Annotated in this window: 21 protein-coding genes; 16 read left to right on the top strand and 5 right to left on the bottom strand. The window is 68.0% G+C overall.

The annotated features are described in order from the left end of the window. The first annotated feature begins 25 nt into the window (after positions 1 to 25). Positions 26 to 1,096: a peptide chain release factor 1 gene (gene prfA / locus BLV57_RS16060; protein WP_091289544.1), complete on the top strand. Its 1,071-nt coding sequence runs from the start codon at positions 26 to 28 to the stop codon at positions 1,094 to 1,096. 52 nt (positions 1,097 to 1,148) lie between these two features. Here prfA and BLV57_RS42840 read toward each other — a convergent pair whose 3' ends face one another. Continuing rightward, positions 1,149 to 1,754, bottom strand: a complete 606-nt coding sequence (locus tag BLV57_RS42840) for a hypothetical protein (RefSeq protein ID WP_143047069.1) — start codon at positions 1,752 to 1,754, stop codon at positions 1,149 to 1,151. Between the two features lie 139 nt (positions 1,755 to 1,893). On the opposite strand from BLV57_RS42840, the gene prmC reads away from it, so the two are divergent. Continuing rightward, the gene (gene prmC / locus BLV57_RS16050; protein ID WP_091289542.1) at positions 1,894 to 2,766 is read left to right on the top strand and encodes a peptide chain release factor N(5)-glutamine methyltransferase; all 873 of its coding nucleotides are present in this window, start codon (positions 1,894 to 1,896) and stop codon (positions 2,764 to 2,766) included. Positions 2,767 to 2,821: 55 nt separating this feature from the next. Here prmC and BLV57_RS16045 read toward each other — a convergent pair whose 3' ends face one another. Next, complete coding sequence (locus BLV57_RS16045) at positions 2,822 to 3,715, bottom strand: endonuclease domain-containing protein (protein ID WP_091289541.1); 894 nt, start codon at positions 3,713 to 3,715, stop codon at positions 2,822 to 2,824. Positions 3,716 to 3,913: 198 nt separating this feature from the next. Between BLV57_RS16045 and BLV57_RS16040 the strand changes: the two genes are divergently transcribed. Then, positions 3,914 to 4,564, top strand: coding sequence for an L-threonylcarbamoyladenylate synthase (locus BLV57_RS16040; protein ID WP_091289540.1), 651 nt, complete (start codon positions 3,914 to 3,916; stop codon positions 4,562 to 4,564). Then, on the top strand, positions 4,561 to 5,706 hold the full coding sequence (locus BLV57_RS16035) for a glycosyltransferase family 4 protein (protein ID WP_091289539.1): 1,146 nt from the start codon (positions 4,561 to 4,563) through the stop codon (positions 5,704 to 5,706). The genes BLV57_RS16040 and BLV57_RS16035 overlap by 4 nt, the downstream gene beginning before the upstream one ends. On the opposite strand, the gene BLV57_RS16030 is transcribed toward BLV57_RS16035, so the two are convergent. Further along, positions 5,703 to 6,089 carry a hypothetical protein gene (locus BLV57_RS16030; RefSeq protein ID WP_091289538.1) on the bottom strand — a complete coding sequence of 129 codons (387 nt, stop codon included), beginning with the start codon at positions 6,087 to 6,089 and terminating at the stop codon, positions 5,703 to 5,705. The genes BLV57_RS16035 and BLV57_RS16030 overlap by 4 nt on opposite strands. A gap of 114 nt (positions 6,090 to 6,203) precedes the next feature. On the opposite strand from BLV57_RS16030, the gene BLV57_RS16025 reads away from it, so the two are divergent. The 10 genes from BLV57_RS16025 to BLV57_RS15980 all read left to right on the top strand — a co-directional run bounded on the left by BLV57_RS16025 (position 6,204) and on the right by BLV57_RS15980 (position 14,466). Then, positions 6,204 to 6,650 (top strand): Cg1360 family ATP-synthase-associated protein, encoded by a 447-nt coding sequence (locus BLV57_RS16025; RefSeq protein WP_091289537.1) that lies wholly within the window; start codon positions 6,204 to 6,206, stop codon positions 6,648 to 6,650. A 337-nt stretch (positions 6,651 to 6,987) separates the two neighbouring features. Beyond that, positions 6,988 to 7,767, top strand: a complete 780-nt coding sequence (gene atpB, locus BLV57_RS16020) for a F0F1 ATP synthase subunit A (RefSeq protein ID WP_091289536.1) — start codon at positions 6,988 to 6,990, stop codon at positions 7,765 to 7,767. 63 nt (positions 7,768 to 7,830) lie between these two features. Next, complete coding sequence (locus tag BLV57_RS16015) at positions 7,831 to 8,085, top strand: ATP synthase subunit c family protein (protein WP_091289535.1); 255 nt, start codon at positions 7,831 to 7,833, stop codon at positions 8,083 to 8,085. Positions 8,086 to 8,118: 33 nt separating this feature from the next. Then, positions 8,119 to 8,670 carry a F0F1 ATP synthase subunit B gene (locus tag BLV57_RS16010; RefSeq protein ID WP_425426001.1) on the top strand — a complete coding sequence of 184 codons (552 nt, stop codon included), beginning with the start codon at positions 8,119 to 8,121 and terminating at the stop codon, positions 8,668 to 8,670. Between the two features lie 6 nt (positions 8,671 to 8,676). Next, the gene (locus BLV57_RS16005; RefSeq protein WP_091289533.1) at positions 8,677 to 9,480 is read left to right on the top strand and encodes a F0F1 ATP synthase subunit delta; all 804 of its coding nucleotides are present in this window, start codon (positions 8,677 to 8,679) and stop codon (positions 9,478 to 9,480) included. Between the two features lie 61 nt (positions 9,481 to 9,541). Then, entirely contained in the window at positions 9,542 to 11,182 is a 1,641-nt protein-coding gene (gene atpA / locus BLV57_RS16000; RefSeq protein WP_091289532.1) for a F0F1 ATP synthase subunit alpha, read from the top strand. Between the two features lie 11 nt (positions 11,183 to 11,193). Further along, on the top strand, positions 11,194 to 12,102 hold the full coding sequence (locus BLV57_RS15995; RefSeq protein WP_091289531.1) for a F0F1 ATP synthase subunit gamma: 909 nt from the start codon (positions 11,194 to 11,196) through the stop codon (positions 12,100 to 12,102). Beyond that, entirely contained in the window at positions 12,102 to 13,526 is a 1,425-nt protein-coding gene (atpD, locus tag BLV57_RS15990) for a F0F1 ATP synthase subunit beta (protein WP_091289530.1), read from the top strand. The genes BLV57_RS15995 and atpD overlap by 1 nt, the downstream gene beginning before the upstream one ends. A 114-nt stretch (positions 13,527 to 13,640) precedes the next feature. Further along, on the top strand, positions 13,641 to 14,006 hold the full coding sequence (locus BLV57_RS15985; protein ID WP_091289529.1) for a F0F1 ATP synthase subunit epsilon: 366 nt from the start codon (positions 13,641 to 13,643) through the stop codon (positions 14,004 to 14,006). A gap of 25 nt (positions 14,007 to 14,031) precedes the next feature. Continuing rightward, complete coding sequence (locus tag BLV57_RS15980) at positions 14,032 to 14,466, top strand: DUF2550 domain-containing protein (protein WP_091289528.1); 435 nt, start codon at positions 14,032 to 14,034, stop codon at positions 14,464 to 14,466. Here the strand turns inward: BLV57_RS15980 and BLV57_RS15975 are convergent. Next, on the bottom strand, positions 14,459 to 14,836 hold the full coding sequence (locus tag BLV57_RS15975) for a hypothetical protein (RefSeq protein ID WP_091289527.1): 378 nt from the start codon (positions 14,834 to 14,836) through the stop codon (positions 14,459 to 14,461). The two genes, BLV57_RS15980 and BLV57_RS15975, sit on opposite strands and share 8 nt — an antisense overlap. Positions 14,837 to 15,309: 473 nt before the next feature. Beyond that, complete coding sequence (locus BLV57_RS15970; RefSeq protein ID WP_091289526.1) at positions 15,310 to 16,185, bottom strand: LysR family transcriptional regulator; 876 nt, start codon at positions 16,183 to 16,185, stop codon at positions 15,310 to 15,312. An 81-nt stretch (positions 16,186 to 16,266) separates the two neighbouring features. Here BLV57_RS15970 and BLV57_RS15965 point away from each other — a divergent pair, with 81 nt between their 5' ends. Further along, positions 16,267 to 17,175 carry a DMT family transporter gene (locus BLV57_RS15965; protein ID WP_091289525.1) on the top strand — a complete coding sequence of 303 codons (909 nt, stop codon included), beginning with the start codon at positions 16,267 to 16,269 and terminating at the stop codon, positions 17,173 to 17,175. 72 nt (positions 17,176 to 17,247) lie between these two features. Further along, positions 17,248 to 18,522, top strand: a complete 1,275-nt coding sequence (murA, locus tag BLV57_RS15960) for a UDP-N-acetylglucosamine 1-carboxyvinyltransferase (protein ID WP_091289524.1) — start codon at positions 17,248 to 17,250, stop codon at positions 18,520 to 18,522. The last annotated feature ends 30 nt before the right edge of the window (positions 18,523 to 18,552 follow it).

Genomic DNA, 18,552 nt, shown 5'->3' with positions numbered 1-18,552 from the left:
TGGTCAGGAAGAAAGGTGACAAAGGGTGGATTCGACTTCGCTCAAGGGTCTGCTCGAAGAGCACGCTGACCTGGAGAAACAGCTCGCCGACCCGGGTGTGCACGCCGACCAGGGCCGCGCGCGCAAACTGGGCCGCCGCTACGCCGAGCTGAGCCCGATCGTCAAGGCGGTCGGCGAGCTCGAGACGGCGCGCGAGGACCTCGCCGCGGCCAAGGAGTTCGCCGCGGAGGACGCCACCTTCGCCGCCGAGGCCGAGGAGATCGCCGCGCGCATCCCCGCGCTGGAGACCAAGCTCACTGAGCTCCTGCTGCCCCGCGACCCGTACGACGGCTCCGACGTCGTCATGGAGATCAAGTCCGGTGAAGGCGGCGAGGAGTCGGCGCTGTTCGCGGGCGACCTGCTGCGCATGTACCTGCGCTACGCCGAGCGGCACGGCTGGAAGGCCGAGGTGCTCGACTCGACCGACTCCGACCTGGGCGGCTTCAAGGACGTCACGGTCTCGATCAAGAGCAAGGCCGCGGCCGTCGACGGCGTCTGGTCCCGCCTGAAGTTCGAGGGCGGCGTGCACCGCGTCCAGCGCGTGCCCGCGACCGAGTCGCAGGGCCGCATCCACACCTCCGCGTCCGGCGTGCTGATCTACCCGGAGCCCGAGGACGTCGAGGTCGAGATCGACCCCAACGACCTGCGCATCGACGTGTTCCGCTCGTCCGGCCCCGGCGGCCAGAGCGTCAACACGACCGACTCCGCGGTCCGGATCACCCACCTCCCGACCGGCATCGTCGTCTCCTGCCAGAACGAGAAGTCGCAGATCCAGAACCGCGCCCGCGCCCTGCTGGTGCTGCAGGCCCGCCTGCAGGCCATCGCCGAGGAGGAGGCCGCCGCGAAGGCCTCGGACGCCCGCCGTTCGCAGGTCCGCACGGTCGACCGCTCGGAGCGCATCCGCACCTACAACTTCGCCGAGAACCGCATCGCCGACCACCGGGTCAACTACAAGGCCTACAACCTCGACCAGGTGCTCGACGGCGACCTCGACGGCGTGCTCGACGCGCTCGTGACGGCGGACCGCGAAGAGCGCCTCGCCTCGCACTCCGGCTGATCGTGAGTGGTATTGCCGGTTAGAACCGGCAATACCACTCACGAGCTTTTAATCAGAGGTTTTGGCAGGGCAGCCCGACGGAAACGTAACCCGATCCCGTCCATTCCCAGCCTTCGGCGCAGGTCTGGCCGGAGCCCCGGCCGACTCCCGCCACGCCGGGATAAGCGCTGTCCTTGCCTTCAACCCACATACCGCCGGGTCCCCAGACATTGACGTGGCCGTAAAAGCGGTTGGAACCGCTGTAGTAGCCGCTTGTCTTGTAGCTGGAAGAGTTCCCGGTGACGTTGACGCAGACCTTGTGGTTGCAGCCGTGCATGTCGAAGGTCGTCGCGCCGCCATCGGGGACCACGCGAATGCACGCGTCCCCGTCACAGCTCCAGGCACTCTGGGCTTCGGTGGCGTTGGAAGTGCCCGCCATTCCCGCCATGCAGGTCAACGCGGTCGCGAAAACAACAAGTGAACGTCGCATTTCATCCCCAAAATTGTCATGATCGACGGAGTCGGATGGGCGCGCGGACGACGTCGATCGGCCGAAACGACGCACAAAGCGCGCGATGAGAACTCGTCGAATGAAGGAACGGCCGGTCGCCAAGACTCCCCAGATGTGTCCTGGCCGGCCGAGAGAAACCAGCAGCTGGCTGTTCTTCAACGTAGCCATGCCGGGCGAAGCGTGGAATAGGCTGATCGGGTGGTTGATCTTGAAACGGGCACGGCGGCGTCTTCAGCGGGTTGAACCGCAGGTCGGCCGCCGCGATCGATACTCTGGTGACTGACGACGAGCAGTGGAGAGGCGGACAGTGAAGCGGCAGCCCTTGCGCCTGGCGATCATCGAGGCGACCAGGATCCTGGAGGAAGCCGGTGTGTCGTCCCCCCGTTTCGACGCCGAACTGCTCGCCGCGCACGTGCTCGGCGTGGAGCGCAGCCGCCTGCCGATGATCCCGCTGGTCGACCCGCCGGTCGTCGACGCGATCGGCCAGCTCGTCGCGCAGCGCGCCAAGCGGGTGCCGTTGCAGCACCTGACCGGCTGGGCCGCGCTCGGGCACATCACCGTCGATGTCGGGTCCGGGGTGTTCATTCCCAGGCCCGAGACCGAGCTGCTGCTCGAATGGGGCCTGAAACTGTTGCGCGGCAGGGAATTCCCGGTCGTGGTCGACCTGTGCACCGGATCGGGCGCGCTGGCGCTCGCGGTCGCGCACGCGGTGCCCGACGCGGTCGTCTACGCCGTGGACATCGACGCACAGGCGCTCGCCTGGGCACGCCACAACGCGGACGCGCGCGCGGCCGAGGGGGACACCCCGATCCGCCTGTACTCCGGCGACATCGCCGACAGCACCCTGTTCGCCGAACTCGACGGACTCGTCGACCTCGTGCTGTGCAACCCGCCGTACGTTCCCGAGGGCACCCCGGTCCCGCCGGAGGTCGCCGACTACGACCCGGCACGCGCCGTGTTCGCCGCCGAGAGCGGCCTGGCCGCCATCCGCCACGCGCTGGCCGTTTCGGCCCGCCTGCTGCGTCCTGGCGGCGGCCTCGCCATCGAACACGACGACACCCACGGCACGGCCGTGCCGGCGCTCGTGCGGGCACGCAGGGTGCTCACCGACGTCGAGGGTCACCTCGACCTCACCGGCCGCCCCCGCTTCGTAACCGCGAGGCGAGTGCAAGACGCGTGAGTGACAGCCAACCGGGATAAAGCGGGCTTTACTCCGGACCGGGATAAAGCCCGCTTTATCCCGGTTGGTTCATGAGGTCGCGGACATCCTCGATCACCTGGTCGGGTGTGTCCCGGAGGTCGCGCGCCCGGTAGACCAGGATGCGCCAGCCCAGCGCTGCGAGGCGGGCTCGACGCGCTTGGTCACGTGCCGGTTGATCGTCGTTCTCATGCCATTCGCCGTCGTATTCGACGGCGATGCGGTGATCCCGGTACGCCAGGTCCAGTCTTGCTTCGAAGCCATCCGGGCAGCTGACGACCACCTGCGGCTCTGGCGGGTAGCCGGCCAAGGTCAATATCACCCGGTACTCGGACTCCGGCCGGGATTCCGCTCTCGCGTCGGCCAGTTCGAAGGCCTCGCGCGCGAGCCCGATGCCGCGGTCGCGGCGACCGCGCAGCGTCGCGGCCACCACCTCCTCGCGGACAAGGCCTGCTCGCAGCAGACAGTCGAGATCCGCGACCGCGGTCCTGAGACATCGGCGCTTCGCTTGCGTTCGAGGGGTATGCCGCAGCAGCACGTCGAGCGCCATACGGCCGGGCGTCGCCAGCTGGATCCCCTGCCACGGTTCGTAGTCGCCGGGGTTGAGGGTCGTGCGCCGGATACGCAGCTCGCGTACGGGTCCGAACCGGTCCCGCTCGCGTACCACGAACTCCACGGGATCCGTGGTGACCGCCAGGTCGAGTCCGCGGACTGCGGCGGCCGACCGGCCGGTCAGCACCGCGTTGCTTGGCGCTATGAGAGCGGCGGCGCGGCACTTGGTGAGGTAGTCGAGTGGTTCGTTCGCGGGCATGTACACGTTGCGCAGCACTCGCCGGAAAGGTCCACAGGAGAGCTGGCGAGAGGTCAGCGCGCCCTCGCCGATCGCTTCGGAGCCGCGGAACAGTCCGCTGCCCAGTTCTAGTCGGTCCACGTCGCCATCGTCACCCGCACCCCGGAGCCCACGTGGCGAAAACAGCCGCTCAGGCCCGAGTTGTGCACAAGTGGTTCAGCCATCCCCAGATTTCCCGGTGGGCCTGGACACGGCGTCGTCGATCGGCTAAGGGGATAAAGCGGGCTTTATCCCGGGCTGGACTAAAGCCCGCTTTATCCCGGGGGATAGGCTCCGGGCATGAGCTCGGTTTACGACTGCAGCCGCCGGGAATCACGGGCCGACGGCTTGGCGGCGGCGGCGGGCGCGGTGCGGTCCAGCCGCCTGGTCGTCCTGCCGACCGACACGGTGTACGGGATCGGTGCGGACGCCTTCGACGGCGGCGCGGTGCAGTCACTGCTGCGCGCCAAGAATCGCGGCCCCGACATGCCGGTCGGCGTGCTGGTCGGCTCCTGGTCCACAATAGACGGTCTGGTGCTCGGCGTGCCGCCGCAGGCCCGCGCGCTGATCGAGGCGTTCTGGCCCGGTGACCTGTCGATCGTGCTGCCGCACGCGCCCAGCCTGCAGTGGGACCTCGGCCAGTCGCGCGGCACGGTGATGCTGCGCATGCCGCTGCACCCGGTCGCCCTCGAACTGCTGCGCGACGTCGGCCCGATGGCCGTGTCCAGCGCCAACGTCTCCGGCCAGCCGCCCGCCTCCACCGTCGAGGAGGCGCAGGAGCAGCTCGGCGACTCCGTCTCGGTGTACCTCGACGGGGGCTCGTCCGGTGAGCCGGTGCCGTCGACCATGGTCGACCTGACCGGCGGTGACCCTGTCGTGCTGCGCGAAGGAGCGGTCAGCAGGGCCGCCGTCGCCGAGGTGCTCGGGATCCCGGCGGAATCACTGGCATGAACGAAGGCCTCCCCATCAGGGAGTACCTGCTGGTCGCGCTCACCGCCACGGTGGTGACGTTCCTGCTGACCGGCGTGGTGCGCCGGCTGGCCATCAAGGTCGGCGCCATCGCCAACCCGCGTGCCCGCGACGTGCACGTCACGCCGATCCCGCGGATGGGTGGCGTCGGCATCTACCTCGGCGTGCTCGGCGGGATGGCGCTCGCGCACCAGCTGCCGGTGCTGCGCCGCGGCTTCGAGTTCTCGTACGACTCCGTCGGCGTGCTGCTCGCCGCGGGCGTGATCGTGCTGATCGGCGCGCTCGACGACCGGTTCGAGCTCGACGCCTGGACCAAGCTCGCCGGTCAGGTCATGTGCGCGGGCATCCTGGTCATCTTCGGCCTGCAGTGGGTGCAGTTCTGGGTCCCGTGGGGCGGCGGCGCCGACTCGCTCGGCTCGGTGATCGTCCTCAACCAGACCCAGGGCGCGCTGCTGACCGTGATCATGGTGGTCGTCATGGTCAACGCGATGAACTTCGTCGACGGACTTGACGGACTCGCCGGCGGTCTCGGCTTCATCGCGGCCGCCGCGACCTGCGCGTTCTCGCTCGGCCTGCTCGGCAGCTCCGGCAACGCGGTCGAGGCCTACCCGCCCGCGCTGATCGCCGCCACGCTCGCGGGCGCCTGCCTGGGCTTCCTGCCGTACAACTTCCAGCCGGCCAAGATCTTCATGGGCGACTCCGGCTCGATGATGATCGGCCTGATGCTCGCGGCCGCCACCACCTCGGCGTCCGGCCGGGTCAGCTACACCCAGTTCGGCGCCTCGGACGCGCTCGCGCTGCTCTCGCCGCTGGTCGTGGTCGCCGCCGTGCTGTTCGTCCCGCTGCTGGACCTGATCATGGCCGTCATCCGGCGCACGCGGCGCGGGGAGAGCCCGTTCGCGGCGGACAAGATGCACCTGCACCACCGCCTGCTGGAGATCGGCCACTCCCAGCGCCGCGCCGTACTGCTCATCTACTTCTGGGCGGGCTTGCTCGCGTTCGGCGCCGTTTCGGTGACGCTGTTCGACAATCCCGCCGTGTTCTGGGTGTTCGGCTGCGGACTGGTGATCGCGGTTCTCGTCTCGGTCATCCCGAGATTGAAATCGCGGAACCAGGGCGTTTAAAGCGGAATGGACTTACCGCAGACGAGTTCGGTCTCGTCGCGGCAGAGCTTCGCGCGGACCTCGGGATACCAGGCCGCGGCGAGGTAGTCCACTTTGGCCGAAGCCACACCACAGACGGTGGTTTCCTTGTGGTACCTCAGGAAACCGGGCTGACCGGGGATGATCCCGCCCGGCTCCCCGATCCACAGCGAATAGCATCCCGCATCGGTGTTGGACAGTTCTCCCCGCAGTTGCGTGTGGGGAACGGCCTTACCGGAAACGGAAGCCGTTTCGAACGACAATGAGAACGGATATTCCACATCGGCGGACGCGCCGGCCGTGAAGCCGGAGATGGCCGTGAGAGCCATACCCGCGAGCACCGCGCCGTACAGTTTTCTCTTCATGTCCGCAGCGAACCAGCGGCGCCGGGCGCGGTCAGCGTCTGAACGGGCAGGCAGGGGGCCCGCCGACCGGTCGGCGGGCTCTCTACACTGGAGTCCGATCGATAGGGAGTCAGTGTGAGCGAGAGCGCCGAAACAGAGCAGCCGAACCCGCACGCCGAAGCCATGCTGAAGCTGGCGTCGGCGATGCTGAAGGCGACGCTGATCGTGGTGCCGCCCGTCGCGGTGATCGCGGTCGTGGTGTCGCTGCTGGTGGCCGATCAGCCCGGGCTGATCGGCTCGGGCATCGGGGTGGTGCTCGGCTTCGCCTCGTCGATGACGACGCTGGGGATGATGCGGTTCAGCGCGAACCTGCCGCCGATGTTCGTCATGGTGGTCGCGCTCGGTGGTTACGTGCTGAAACTGATGGTCCTTTTCGGAGTGTCGTTCGCGCTGCGCGGGATCGACGGGCTGAGCGCCAACGCCTTCGCGTTCTCCATGCTCGCGGTCGTCGTCGTGGCCGCCGCCGCCGAGGTGCGGGCTTTCAAGACCACCAAGATTCCCACCATCATCCCGGCTTCCTGACAGACTCCGCGCTGTTAAGGAGTACGCCTGTACGGTGGTGTTTCACCGGCTGGTATCGTCCGCGTCGTGGAGGCGGGCTCAGCCGTTCTCCCGGTTCGTGACCAGCGACCAGCACCGTGGCATCGTGTCGTTCTTCCCCGCGTGCTGGACCTGGATCTCGCTCCCGGGAGGGCCCGGCAGTGGCCACGCTGTGTGACCGGACGTCCCGACGTTCCGCACCATGCGACCAGTGGTAGCCGCCTCCGGGTGCCCGATGCCCATCGGGTACGTTAAGTCCAGATCGTGACGATTCCCCCGGCGGAGTGAACGCCGGCCGGGAGAACCGGAAGGAGCCCAGTTGGGCGCGCTGGTACGAGCCGAGGGTGGCGAGTTCGTCGCCCCCGGCCCCAAGGATTTCGAGCTGCCCCCGATCTTCGGCGAAGTCACCAAGCCGATGATCCTCGTGGTGCTCTCGGTCATCATCGTGGCCGGTTTCTTTCTCATCTCCACGCGGAAGATGAAGCTGATCCCCGGCAAGGGCCAGTTCATTGCCGAGTCGATCTACGACTTCAGCCGTAACAACATCGCCCGTGAGCAGATCGGCGCGAAGGACTTCCAGCCCTTCATCCCGCTGATCCTCAGCCTGTTCACCTTCGTGCTGGTGAACAACATCTTCGGGATCATTCCGTTCATCCAGTTCCCGTCGCTGTCGCACATCGGGTTCGCGTTGGCTCTGTCGGTCGGTGTGGTCTATCCGGTCTACCACTACGTCGGTATCAAGCGCCACGGTTTCGCCGGGTACATCAAGAACCAGCTGTTCCCGCCGGGCATTCCGAAGTTCGTGTATGTGCTGCTGACGCCGATCGAGTTCTTCCAGAAGTTCATCATGAACCCGCTCACGCTGGCGATTCGTGTTTTCGCCGCGATGTTCGCCGGTCACCTCATCATCGGGGTGTTCACGCTGGGCGGCGCTTTCCTGCTGGAGCAGAACTTCGCACTCAAGGGTGTCTCGCTGGTCTCGTTCGCGTTCGGTATCGCGATGACCTTGCTGGAAGCCTTCATCCAGGTGCTGCAGGCCTACATCTTCGCGATCCTCGCCGCCGGCTACATCGGTGCGGCGCTGGCGAGCGACCACTAAAGAGATAAACCAACACAAGCCCCCGATCCGCGAGTTGCGGACCGAGTTCGAAGGGAAATGCAAGTGAGCAACATCGTTCTTGCGCAGGCAGCCGCTGAGACGGTCAACCTCAACAAGGGTCTGGCCGCCATGGGCTTCGGCCTGGGCGCCATCGGCCCCGGCATCGGTGTGGGTCTGATCTTCGCCGCCGTCATCAACGGCACCGCCCGCCAGCCGGAGGCCCAGAGCAAGCTGCAGGGCATCGCCTTCACCACCTTCATCCTCGTCGAGGTGCTCGCGCTGCTGGGCTTCGTTCTTTACTTCATCGCCGCCGGCTGATCGACCTTTCACCGTTCTTAGGGAGACGTCGTGATGAACACGGAGTTGATTCTGGCCGAAGAGGCCGTGAATCCGATTCAGCCGCACGTTCCTGAGCTCATTCTCGGTTTCATCTCGTTCCTGATCCTCCTCTTCCTGCTCAAGAAGTTCGTGGTTCCTCGTTTCGAGACCATGTACGCCGAGCGGACCGCGAAGATCGAGGGCGGGATCGAAAAGGCCGAGCAGGCTCAGGCCAAGGCTGAGGCCGCGCTGGAGAAGTACAACGCGCAGCTGGCCGAGGCGCGGACCGAGGCCGCGAAGATCCGCGATGACGCCCGGCAGGAAGCCGAGCAGATCAAGGTGGAGCTGCGTGCCGAGGCACAGGCGGAGTCCGAGCGGATCGTCGCTCAGGGCCACGCCCAGCTGCAGGCGCAGAAGCAGCAGATCGTCGCCGAACTGCGTGCCGAACTCGGCCGCAACGCCGTCGAGCTGGCCAGCCGCATCGTCGGCGAGTCGCTCGAGGATGAGGTGCGCCGCCGGGGCACGGTCGACCGGTTCCTCGCCGAGCTCGAAACCAGTGCCGCTGCTACCGGAGCGGGGAAGTAGAACCAGATGACGCTGCATGCTGCGAGCCGCGAAGCGCTCGGCCTCGCTGAGACCCGTCTCAGCGAGGTTCTGGCGGACGCGGGCACCGACCCCGCCACCGTCGGCGACGAGCTGCTCTCGGTCGTCGACCTGCTCGGCAGGGAGATCACCCTGCGCCGGGCCGTCAGTGACGCCTCCGCCTCTGAAGAGTCGCGGAAGGCGCTGATCAGGTCCGTACTGGCGGGCAAGATCTCCGAGCCGACGCTGCAGGTGCTCGACACCGTGGCAGGCAGCCGGTGGTCCAGCCCCCGCGAACTGGTCGACGGTGTGGAGTCCCTCGGGCGCTCGGCACTGCTGACCAGCTCGGAGAAGAGCGGAACGCTCGACGCCGTCGAGGCACAGCTGTTCCAGGTCGCCCGTATCGTTGAGGGTGAGCCGGAGCTCGAGCGGGCACTGTCCGACCAGACGGCGCCAGCCGAAGCCAAGCGGAACCTGGTGCGAGGCCTGTTCGCCGACAAGGTGGACCTGGTCACCAAGACACTGGTCGAGGCGACCGTCCTGCGTGGCAAGGGCCTCGACGAACTGGTCGAGCTGGCCGCGGAGCGGCGTGACCGCTCGGTCGCCCACGTGACGAGCGCGAGCGCGCTGTCCGACGAGCAGAAGGCCCAGCTGTCCGAGAAGCTCACGCGCATCTACGGGCGGGCCATCGCGCTGCACGTCGAGGTCGACGAGAAGCTCGGCGGAGGTCTCGTCGTCCGGGTGGGCGAAGAGGTCATCGACGGCAGCGTCGCGGGTCAGCTCGAAGCGCTGCGCAAGCGGCTGGCCGGCTGACCCGGCGCCGGCAACCACAGACTTTTGACACTGGTAAGAACGAAGCGAGAGCGGGAACGAAATGGCGGAGCTGACGATCTCCTCGGATGAGATCCGCAGTGCGATCGAGAACTACGTCTCGAGTTACGCCCCGGATGTAAGCCGGGAAGAGGTCGGCGTCGTCCTGGACGCCGGTGACGGCATCGCCCACGTCGGGGGCCTGCCCTCGGCCATGGCCAACGAGCTGCTCGAGTTCCCCGGCGGGGTGCTCGGCGTCGCGCTGAACCTGGAGCAGCGCTCCATCGGTGCCGCGATCCTGGGTGACTTCGAGACGGTCGAAGAGGGCCAGCAGGTCAAGCGGACCGGCCAGGTCCTCTCGGTCCCGGTCGGCGACGGCTACCTCGGCCGCGTGGTCAACCCGCTCGGCGCGCCGATCGACGGCCTCGGCGAGATCGAGACCACCGACCGCCGCCCGCTGGAGGTCAAGGCCGCTTCGGTGGTCGAGCGCCAGCCGGTGTCGGAGCCGCTGCAGACCGGTATCACCGCGATCGACGCGATGACCCCGATCGGCCGCGGCCAGCGCCAGCTGATCATCGGTGACCGCAAGACCGGCAAGACGGCGGTCGCGGTCGACACGATCATCAACCAGAAGGCCAACTGGGAGACCGGCGACCCGCAGAAGCAGGTCCGCTGCATCTACGTCGCGGTCGGCCAGAAGGGCTCCACGATCGCCTCGGTCAAGAAGTCGCTCGAGGACGCGGGCGCGATGGAGTACACCACCATCGTCGCCGCCCCGGCTTCCGACTCCGCCGGCTTCAAGTGGATCGCCCCCTACACCGGCTCGGCCATCGGCCAGCACTGGATGTACGAGGGTAAGCACGTCCTGATCGTGTTCGACGACCTGACCAAGCAGGCCGACGCCTACCGCGCGATCTCGCTGCTGCTGCGCCGCCCGCCGGGCCGCGAGGCGTTCCCCGGCGACGTCTTCTACTTGCACTCGCGTCTCCTCGAGCGGTGCGCGAAGCTCTCCGACGAGCTGGGCGCGGGCTCGCTGACCGGTCTGCCGATCATCGAGACGAAGGCCAACGACGTGTCGGCCTACATCCCGACGAACGTCATTTCGATCACCGACGGCCAGTGCTTCTTCCAGTCGGACCTGTTCAACGCCGGTCAGCGCCCGGCCATCGACGTGGGTATCTCGGTTTCCCGAGTCGGTGGCGCCGCGCAGGTCAAGGCGATGAAGTCGGTCGCGGGCTCGCTCCGTATCGACCTGTCGCAGTACCGCGAGCTGGAGGCGTTCGCCGCCTTCGCCTCGGACCTCGACGACGCCTCCAAGGCGCAGCTCGAGCGTGGTGCCCGCCTGTACGAGGTGCTCAAGCAGCCGCAGTACTCCCCGATCCCGGTCGAGGAGCAGGTCGTCACGGTGTACCTGGGCACGAACGGTCACTTCGACTCGGTCCCGACCGAGGACGTGCGCCGCTTCAACCACGAGCTGGCCGACGCGCTGCGCCGCCGTCACGCGGACCTGCTGGCCGACATCCGGGACAGCGGCAAGTTCTCGGACGAGACCGCCAAGGCGATCGTCGACGCGGCCGAGGAGTACAAGAAGGAGTTCACCACCTCCGAGGGCAAGCCCCTGATCGAGGCCGGTGCCGAGGCGATGGACGCCGACCAGGTCGGGCACGAGACCGTCAAGGTCAACAAGCCCGCGCCGAAGAAGTGAGCTGGTAGCTCATGGCCGCACAACTCCGAGAACTCCGGTCGCGGATCAAGGCGACGAAGTCGATCGGCAAGATCACCAAGGCGATGGAGCTCATCGCCACCTCGCGCATCACCAAGGCGCGTGCCAAGGTGGCCGCTTCCCGCCCGTACAGCGACGAGATCACCAACGTGCTCTCGGCGCTGGCGAGCGGCGCGTCCTCGTTGGACCACCCGCTGCTGACCGAGCGGCCGAACCCCACGCGGGCCGCCGTGCTGGTCGTGACCAGTGACAAGGGGCAGTGCGGTGGTTACAACTCCAACGTGCTGCGGCAGACCGAAGAGCTGCTCGCCCTGCTGCGCGAAGAGGGCAAGGAGCCGCAGGTCTACATCGTCGGCAACAAGGGGCTGAGCTACTACCGGTTCCGCGGCCGTCCCGTCGTCGAAAGCTGGACCGGTTTCTCCGACCAGCCCGGCTACGTCAACGCGGTCGCGGCGGGCGAGGCGCTCGTCGAGTCGTTCCTCGCCGAGACCGAGGGCGTCGACGAGATCCACGTGGTCTACACCGAGTTCGTCTCGATGCTGACCCAGCGCCCGATCGCCAAGCGGGTCGCCCCGCTCGAGGTCGAGTACACCGAGGAGGCGGACCAGGCCCCGGACGGCCTGCAGTCCACCTACGAGTTCGAGCCCAGTGCCGAGACGCTGCTCGGCGCGCTCCTGCCGAAGTACATCAACACGCGGATCTACGCGGCGTTGCTGGAATCGGCCGCGTCCGAGCTCGCCGCGCGCCGTACCGCCATGAAGGCGGCCTCGGACAACGCCAACGAACTGGTGAACACGCTGACCCGGGAGGCCAACCAGGCCCGCCAGGCGCAGATCACCCAGGAGATCTCCGAAATCGTCGGTGGCGCGAACGCGCTCACCGCAGCAGGAAGTGATGACTGATGACCAGTACTGAAGCCCGTGCCAAGGGGCGCATCGTCTCGGTGACCGGCCCGGTCGTCGACGTCGAATTCCCGCGCGGTTCCGTTCCCGACCAGTTCAACGCGCTCAAGGTCGAGATCGAGTTCGAGCAGCTCCGCAAGACCGTGACCCTCGAGGTCGCCAGCCACCTCGGCGACAACCTCGTGCGCACCATCTCGCTCCAGCCGCAGGACGGCCTGGTGCGTGGCGCCGAGGTCACCGACACCGGCGGCCCGATCACCGTGCCCGTGGGTGACAAGGTCAAGGGTCACGTCTACAACGCGCTCGGCGAGTGCCTCGACACCCCCGGCTACGGCGACGACCTGGAGCGGTGGGGCATCCACCGCAACCCGCCGTCGTTCGACCAGCTCGAGGGCAAGACCCAGATGCTGGAGACCGGCCTCAAGGTCGTCGACCTGCTGACCCCGTACGTGCAGGGTGGCAAGATCGGCCTGTTCGGCGGTGCCGGCGTCGGCAAGACGGTGCTCATCAAGGAGATGATCACCCGTGTCGCCCGTAACTTCGGTGGCACCTCGGTGTTCGCCGGTGTCGGCGAGCGCACCCGTGAGGGCAACGACCTCTTCCTGGAGATGAGCGAGGACGGCGTCATCAACGACACCGCGCTCGTGTTCGGCCAGATGGACGAGCCGCCGGGCACGCGTATGCGCGTCGCACTGTCCGCGCTGACCATGGCGGAGTACTTCCGCGATGTGCAGAACCAGGACGTGCTGCTGTTCATCGACAACATCTTCCGGTTCACCCAGGCGGGTTCCGAGGTGTCGACCCTGCTGGGCCGCATGCCTTCCGCGGTGGGTTACCAGCCGACGCTGGCCGACGAGATGGGTCAGCTCCAGGAGCGGATCACCTCGACCAAGGGTCGTTCGATCACCTCGATGCAGGCGATCTACGTGCCCGCGGACGACTACACCGACCCGGCACCGGCGACGACCTTCGCCCACCTGGACGCCACCACCGAGCTTTCCCGGTCGGTGTTCCAGAAGGGCATCTTCCCGGCGGTCGACCCGCTGGCGTCGACCTCCACCATCCTCGACCCGGCCATCGTCGGTGAGGAGCACTACCGCGTCGCGTCCGAGGTCATCCGGATCCTCCAGAAGTACAAGGAGCTCCAGGACATCATCGCGATCCTCGGTATGGACGAGCTGTCCGAAGAGGACAAGCTGACCGTCCAGCGCGCCCGCCGGATCGAGCGTTTCCTCTCCCAGAACATGCTGGTCGCGGAGGCGTTCACGCAGATCCCGGGCTCGACCGTGCCGCTGGCCGAGACGATCGAGTCGTTCGACCGCATCGCCAAGGGTGACTTCGACCACTACCCGGAGCAGGCGTTCCTGGGTATCGGTGGCCTCGAAGACCTCGAGAAGAAGTACAAGGAAATCACCAAGAAGTGATTTCGGTGGCGGCGGGGTCCGGGGTGTCCTTTGTGGACCCGGGCCCCGTCGTTCTCGTAACTGGACTTGGAACTATTACACTCGGTTGTAGCGCCCGAGTTGAAGGAGTGCGACGTGGCTGAGATCGCTGTCGAGCTGGTGGCCGTCGAACGCCGTCTGTGGTCGGGCACGGCCTCGTTCGTGGTGGCCCAGACCACCGAGGGTGAGATCGGCATTCTGCCCGGTCACGAGCCCGTGCTGGGCCAGCTCGTCGAGGGTGGCGTGGTGAAGGTGACCACCACGGATGGTGAGACGGTGTGCGCCGCGGTGCACGGCGGTTTCCTGTCGGTGACGGCCACCGGGGTCAGCATCCTGGCGGAAAGCGCCGAGCTGTCGGACGAGATCGACGTGGCGGAGGCCAAGGCCGCGCTGTCGGCCGAGGACGAGGCCGAACGAGCCAGGGCCGCCGCGAGGCTTCGCGCCGCCGGCCAGTCGGTCTAGAGCGAGCGACGGGCAGGGGCCGGACGTGGCGATCACACTGGTTGTCCTAGGGCTCCTGCTCGTGCTCGTCGTAGTGGCGCTGTGGTACTCGCTGCGGTGGGTGCGCATGCGCCGTGGCGGCGGCGTCAGTGTCGCGCTGCGCTGGAGCCCCGATTCGGCTCGCGCGGGCTGGCATCTGGGGCTCGGCCGCTACGAAGGTGAGTCTTTCGCCTGGTACCGGGTCTGGAGCCTGCGTACCGGCCCAGATCGCGTCTTCGAACGCGATGCGCTGGAAATCGCCGATCGCCGTGACCCGTCCGGCTCCGAGGCGTACGCCGTCCCCGCCGGTTCGACCGTGCTGCGGTGCGAGTCCGACACCCAGGAGGCGATCGAGATCGCGATGGGCCCCGGCGCGCTGACCGGCTTCCTGTCCTGGCTCGAATCGGCGCCGCCCGGGCACCGCATCCGCCGCGCTAGCTGAGCCACGCCGCCGGGATCGTCAGTGTGTGATCGGTCGGCAGCGTGACGATCTGGCCCGTCTTGGCATCTTTGAGCACGCCTTCCACGACGTAATCGCCGTCGGGCGGCAACGCGAGCCGTTCCGCGATCTCCGGTGGCAGCGGTGTGCTGACCCGCGAGCTTTCGGACACCCGGATCCCGGTGACCGCGGGCTCGCCGCTGAGCGTCTCGCCGGTCGCGGTCACCGTGAAGTCGAACTCGATCGCCGATTCCATCGAGAACGCGAAGATCGTCATGAACTCGACGTTTCCCGTCGCGTACTGCGCCGGGTTGTCCTCGTGCGTGACGCGGACGCGGTACGTCTCGCCCAGCCTGACCTCATCGGCATGCATGCCCCCAGCTTGGCACCTCAGGCCGGTCGTGAGTGGTACGGCCGGTTCTAACCGGCGAAAACACTCACGACCCCTTTTCGGCTGCTTCGCCCGTGTCGGTGGCGTGGTCGAGTGCGGGTGAGGGCCTACTCCGCTCGGATCCGTGGGGTGGGGTCCTAGTTCGACCGTATATGCGGGTGAGGGAGGCCCTGACTCGCTCGACCCGGGTGAGGGAGGCCCTCACTCACGCCGAGCGTGGATGAGGGCTCCCCTCATACCTGGGCTCCGTACCTGGCTGAGTGCCGTTTGCGTCGTTCAACGCCGCAAACCGCACTCACCTCATCCCGAACGCCCCCGTACCTGGTCAAGTGGCTTGGCTGTGCGGGTTTTGCGGCGTTCAACGACGCATTTCCACCACAGGCACCTCGGCCGCGGCCGAGCAAACGAAACGCGCCACCTTTGACCTTCCGCCCAAACAGAACCGCCGGGAACACTCACGACCGCACGAGCTCTTCGAGCACCTCCACGGCGCGCCGGGCGGCCGGGTGCTCGGCCGCCGACTTCTTCACCGCGACGCTGATGGTCCGCACCGGGGTCGGCGACACCACGGCCACGGTCGCCAGCGTCTCCGGCAGCTCGCCGATGCCGAGCGACGGCACCACGGTCAGCCCGATCCCCGTCGCCACGAAGGCCATCGCCGTCCGGTAGTCGTGGGTCTCCACCACGAAGCCGGGGGAGAACCCGGCCTGCGCGCAGGCGTTCAGCAGCACCTGGCGGCACGGACCCGCGCGGTGGTCGTTGTCCACCCAGTGCCGCGTGGCGAGCTCCGCGAGCGGCACCTCGCCTGCTCCGGCCAGCGGATCGTCGGCGCGGACGACGGCGAGGTACGGGTCCTCGGCGAGCCGCCGGACGTCGACGGCCGCGGAGTGCTCGGCACCGGTCTCCTCGACGAAGATGTCGAGGTCCGGGTCGCCGGGCGTGAACTCCGACAGCCGCAGATCCAGCCGCAGCTCGGGGAATTCGGCACGCAAGGTCGCGACGGTCGGCGCCAGCCAGGCCGCGCCAGCCGAACCGAAGTAGCCGATCGAGAGGCTGCCCACTCGCCCGGCACGCAGATCGCCGACGATCTGCTCGACCCGGCCGAACGCCGCGAACACCGCGTCGGCCTCCTCCGCGAGCGTGCGCGCGGCGGCGGTGGCCTCGATGCCGCGGCCGGACCGCTCGAACAGCCGCAGGCCGGTTTCCCGTTGCAGCGTGGTGAGCTGCTGACTCACCGCTGAGGGGGTGTAGCCGAGCGCGGAGGCGCTCGCGCGGATCGAACCGGTCGCGATCACGGCCCGCAGCACGCGGAGCCGGGGGATGTCCAGCATCCGTCAACTGTACGGCATCACTTAACAATAGGGTAGAAATCATCGCTTGTGCTGTACGGATGACGCCATGACGATGGCTGGGTGACCACAACTCTGGAATTCACCCGGCAGGAAGCCGCGAAGACGGCCTGGGGAAAGACCTCCGCCGCGGCAGGGCTGGCGGTGCTGCTGTGGGCCTCGTCGTTCGTCGCGATCCGCGGGATCGGGCACGCGTTGTCACCGGCGCCGCTGGCGTTGTTCCGGCTCGGCGTCGCGGCCGTCACGCTCACCGTGTTCGTCGGAGTCAAGCGTGGCCTCCGGGTGCGGTTGTCCCGCAAGGCCTTCCTGCTGATCGCGGCCTACGCGGTGTTGTGGCTCGCCGGCTACACCGTCGCGCTCAACGCGGCCGAGCGGCACGTCGACGCCGGCACCGCGGCGTTGCTGGTGAACCTCGCGCCGCTGCTGGTCGCCGTGACCGCCGGGAAGTTCCTCGGCGAAGGCGTCTCGCGCTGGCTCATCATCGGCTCGGTGGTCGCGCTCGCCGGCGCCACGCTCATCGCGACGGGCGCGTCCGCGCAGCGCGAGTGGGGCGGTGTGCTGCTGTGCCTGCTGGCCGCCGTGCTCTACGCCGCCGGGGTGATGATCCAGAAGGTGGCGCTGCGCCACGCCGACGGGCTCACCGTGATCTGGCTCGGGAGCGTCGTGGCCACCGTGGTCTTGCTTCCGTGGCTGCCGCAGCTGCTGGGTGAGCTGAGCACGGCGCCCGCCGGGGCCATGCTCAGCGCCGCTTACCTCGGGGTGTTCCCGACGGCGATCGGGTTCGTCGCCTGGGCGTACGCGTTGCGCCGCTCGGACGCGAGCAGGTTGTCGGCGGTGACCTACGCGGTGCCCGCCGTGTCGGTGCTGCTGTCCTGGCTGCTGCTCGCCGAGATCCCGGCGGCGCTGGGGCTGCTCGGCGGAGCGCTGTGCCTGCTCGGTGTCGCCATCTCCCGGCGGCGGCAGTCCGCCTAGCGCGCTTCGGCGCCGCCGGGACCACCGCCCTGCCGGAAGGCAAAACCAGGCGGGAAGGCATGATTGGCCCCCATGAGCGAGCACTTCGACGTCCATGGCGGGGCCCGGTTGGTCGGCGAGGTAGAGGTCGTCGGCGCCAAGAACAGCGTGCTCAAACTGATGGCCGCGGCACTGCTGGCCGAGGGCACCACGACCATCACCAACTGTCCCCAGATCCTCGACGTCCCCCTGATGGCGGACGTACTGCGCAGTGTCGGCTGTGAGGTCGTCATCGACGGTGGCACGGCCACCATCACCACCCCGGCTGAGCTGTCGCACCGCGCCGACTCGCCAGCGATGGGCAAGCTGCGCGCGTCCGTCTGCGTGCTGGGCCCGCTGGTCGGGCGGCTGAAGAAGGCCATCGTCGCGCTGCCGGGCGGTGACGCGATCGGCCAGCGCCCGCTGGACATGCACCAGAGCGGCCTGCGCAAGCTGGGCGCCACCACCACCATCGAGCACGGCTGTGTCGTCGCGGACGCGGAGACGCTGCAGGGCGCGCAGGTCTGGCTGGACTTCCCGAGCGTCGGCGCCACCGAGAACATCCTGATGGCCGCCGTGCTCGCCGAGGGCACCACGGTCATCGACAACGCCGCGCGCGAGCCCGAGATCGTCGACATCTGCACGATGCTCACCGAGATGGGCGCCAAGATCGAAGGCGCGGGCACCTCGACGCTGACCGTGCACGGCGTCGAGACGCTGCACCCGACCGAGCACCGCGTGATCGGCGACCGGATCGTCGGCGCGACGTGGGCGTTCGCCGCGGTCATGACCCGCGGCGACCTGACGGTCACCGGCGTCAACCCGCATCATCTCGACCTCGTGCTCGAGAAGCTGCGGCACGCGGGCGCCGAGATCACCACGTTCGACGAGAAGGGCTTCCGGGTCGTCCAGCACGACCGGCCGAAGTCGGTCGACTTCGTCACCCTGCCCTACCCGGGCTTCGCGACGGACCTGCAGCCGTTCGCGGTCGCGCTCTCCGCGGTCTCCGAGGGCACCGCGATGATCACGGAGAACCTCTACGAGGCCCGGTTCCGTTTCATCGAGGAGATGATGCGCCTGTCGGCCGACGCGCGCACCGACGGCCACCACGCCGTCGTCCGCGGCGTCGAGAAGCTGTCGAGCGCGCCGGTGTGGGCGTCGGACATCCGCGCGGGCGCCGGCCTGGTGCTGGCCGGGCTGTGCGCGGACAGCGTCACCGAGGTCTGGGACGTCTTCCACATCGACCGCGGCTACCCGCACTTCGTCGAGAACCTGAACCGCCTCGGCGCGCGGATCCAGCGCGTCGCGGGCGACCCCGACCGCACCTAAGGGCTCGTGAGCGTTTTGGCCGGTTCTAAC

The sequence above is a fragment of the Amycolatopsis xylanica genome (assembly GCF_900107045.1).
In the GTDB taxonomy this organism is placed as follows: Bacteria; Actinomycetota; Actinomycetes; order Mycobacteriales; family Pseudonocardiaceae; genus Amycolatopsis; species Amycolatopsis xylanica.
This window is presented reverse-complemented; position numbering and strand designations above follow the sequence as displayed.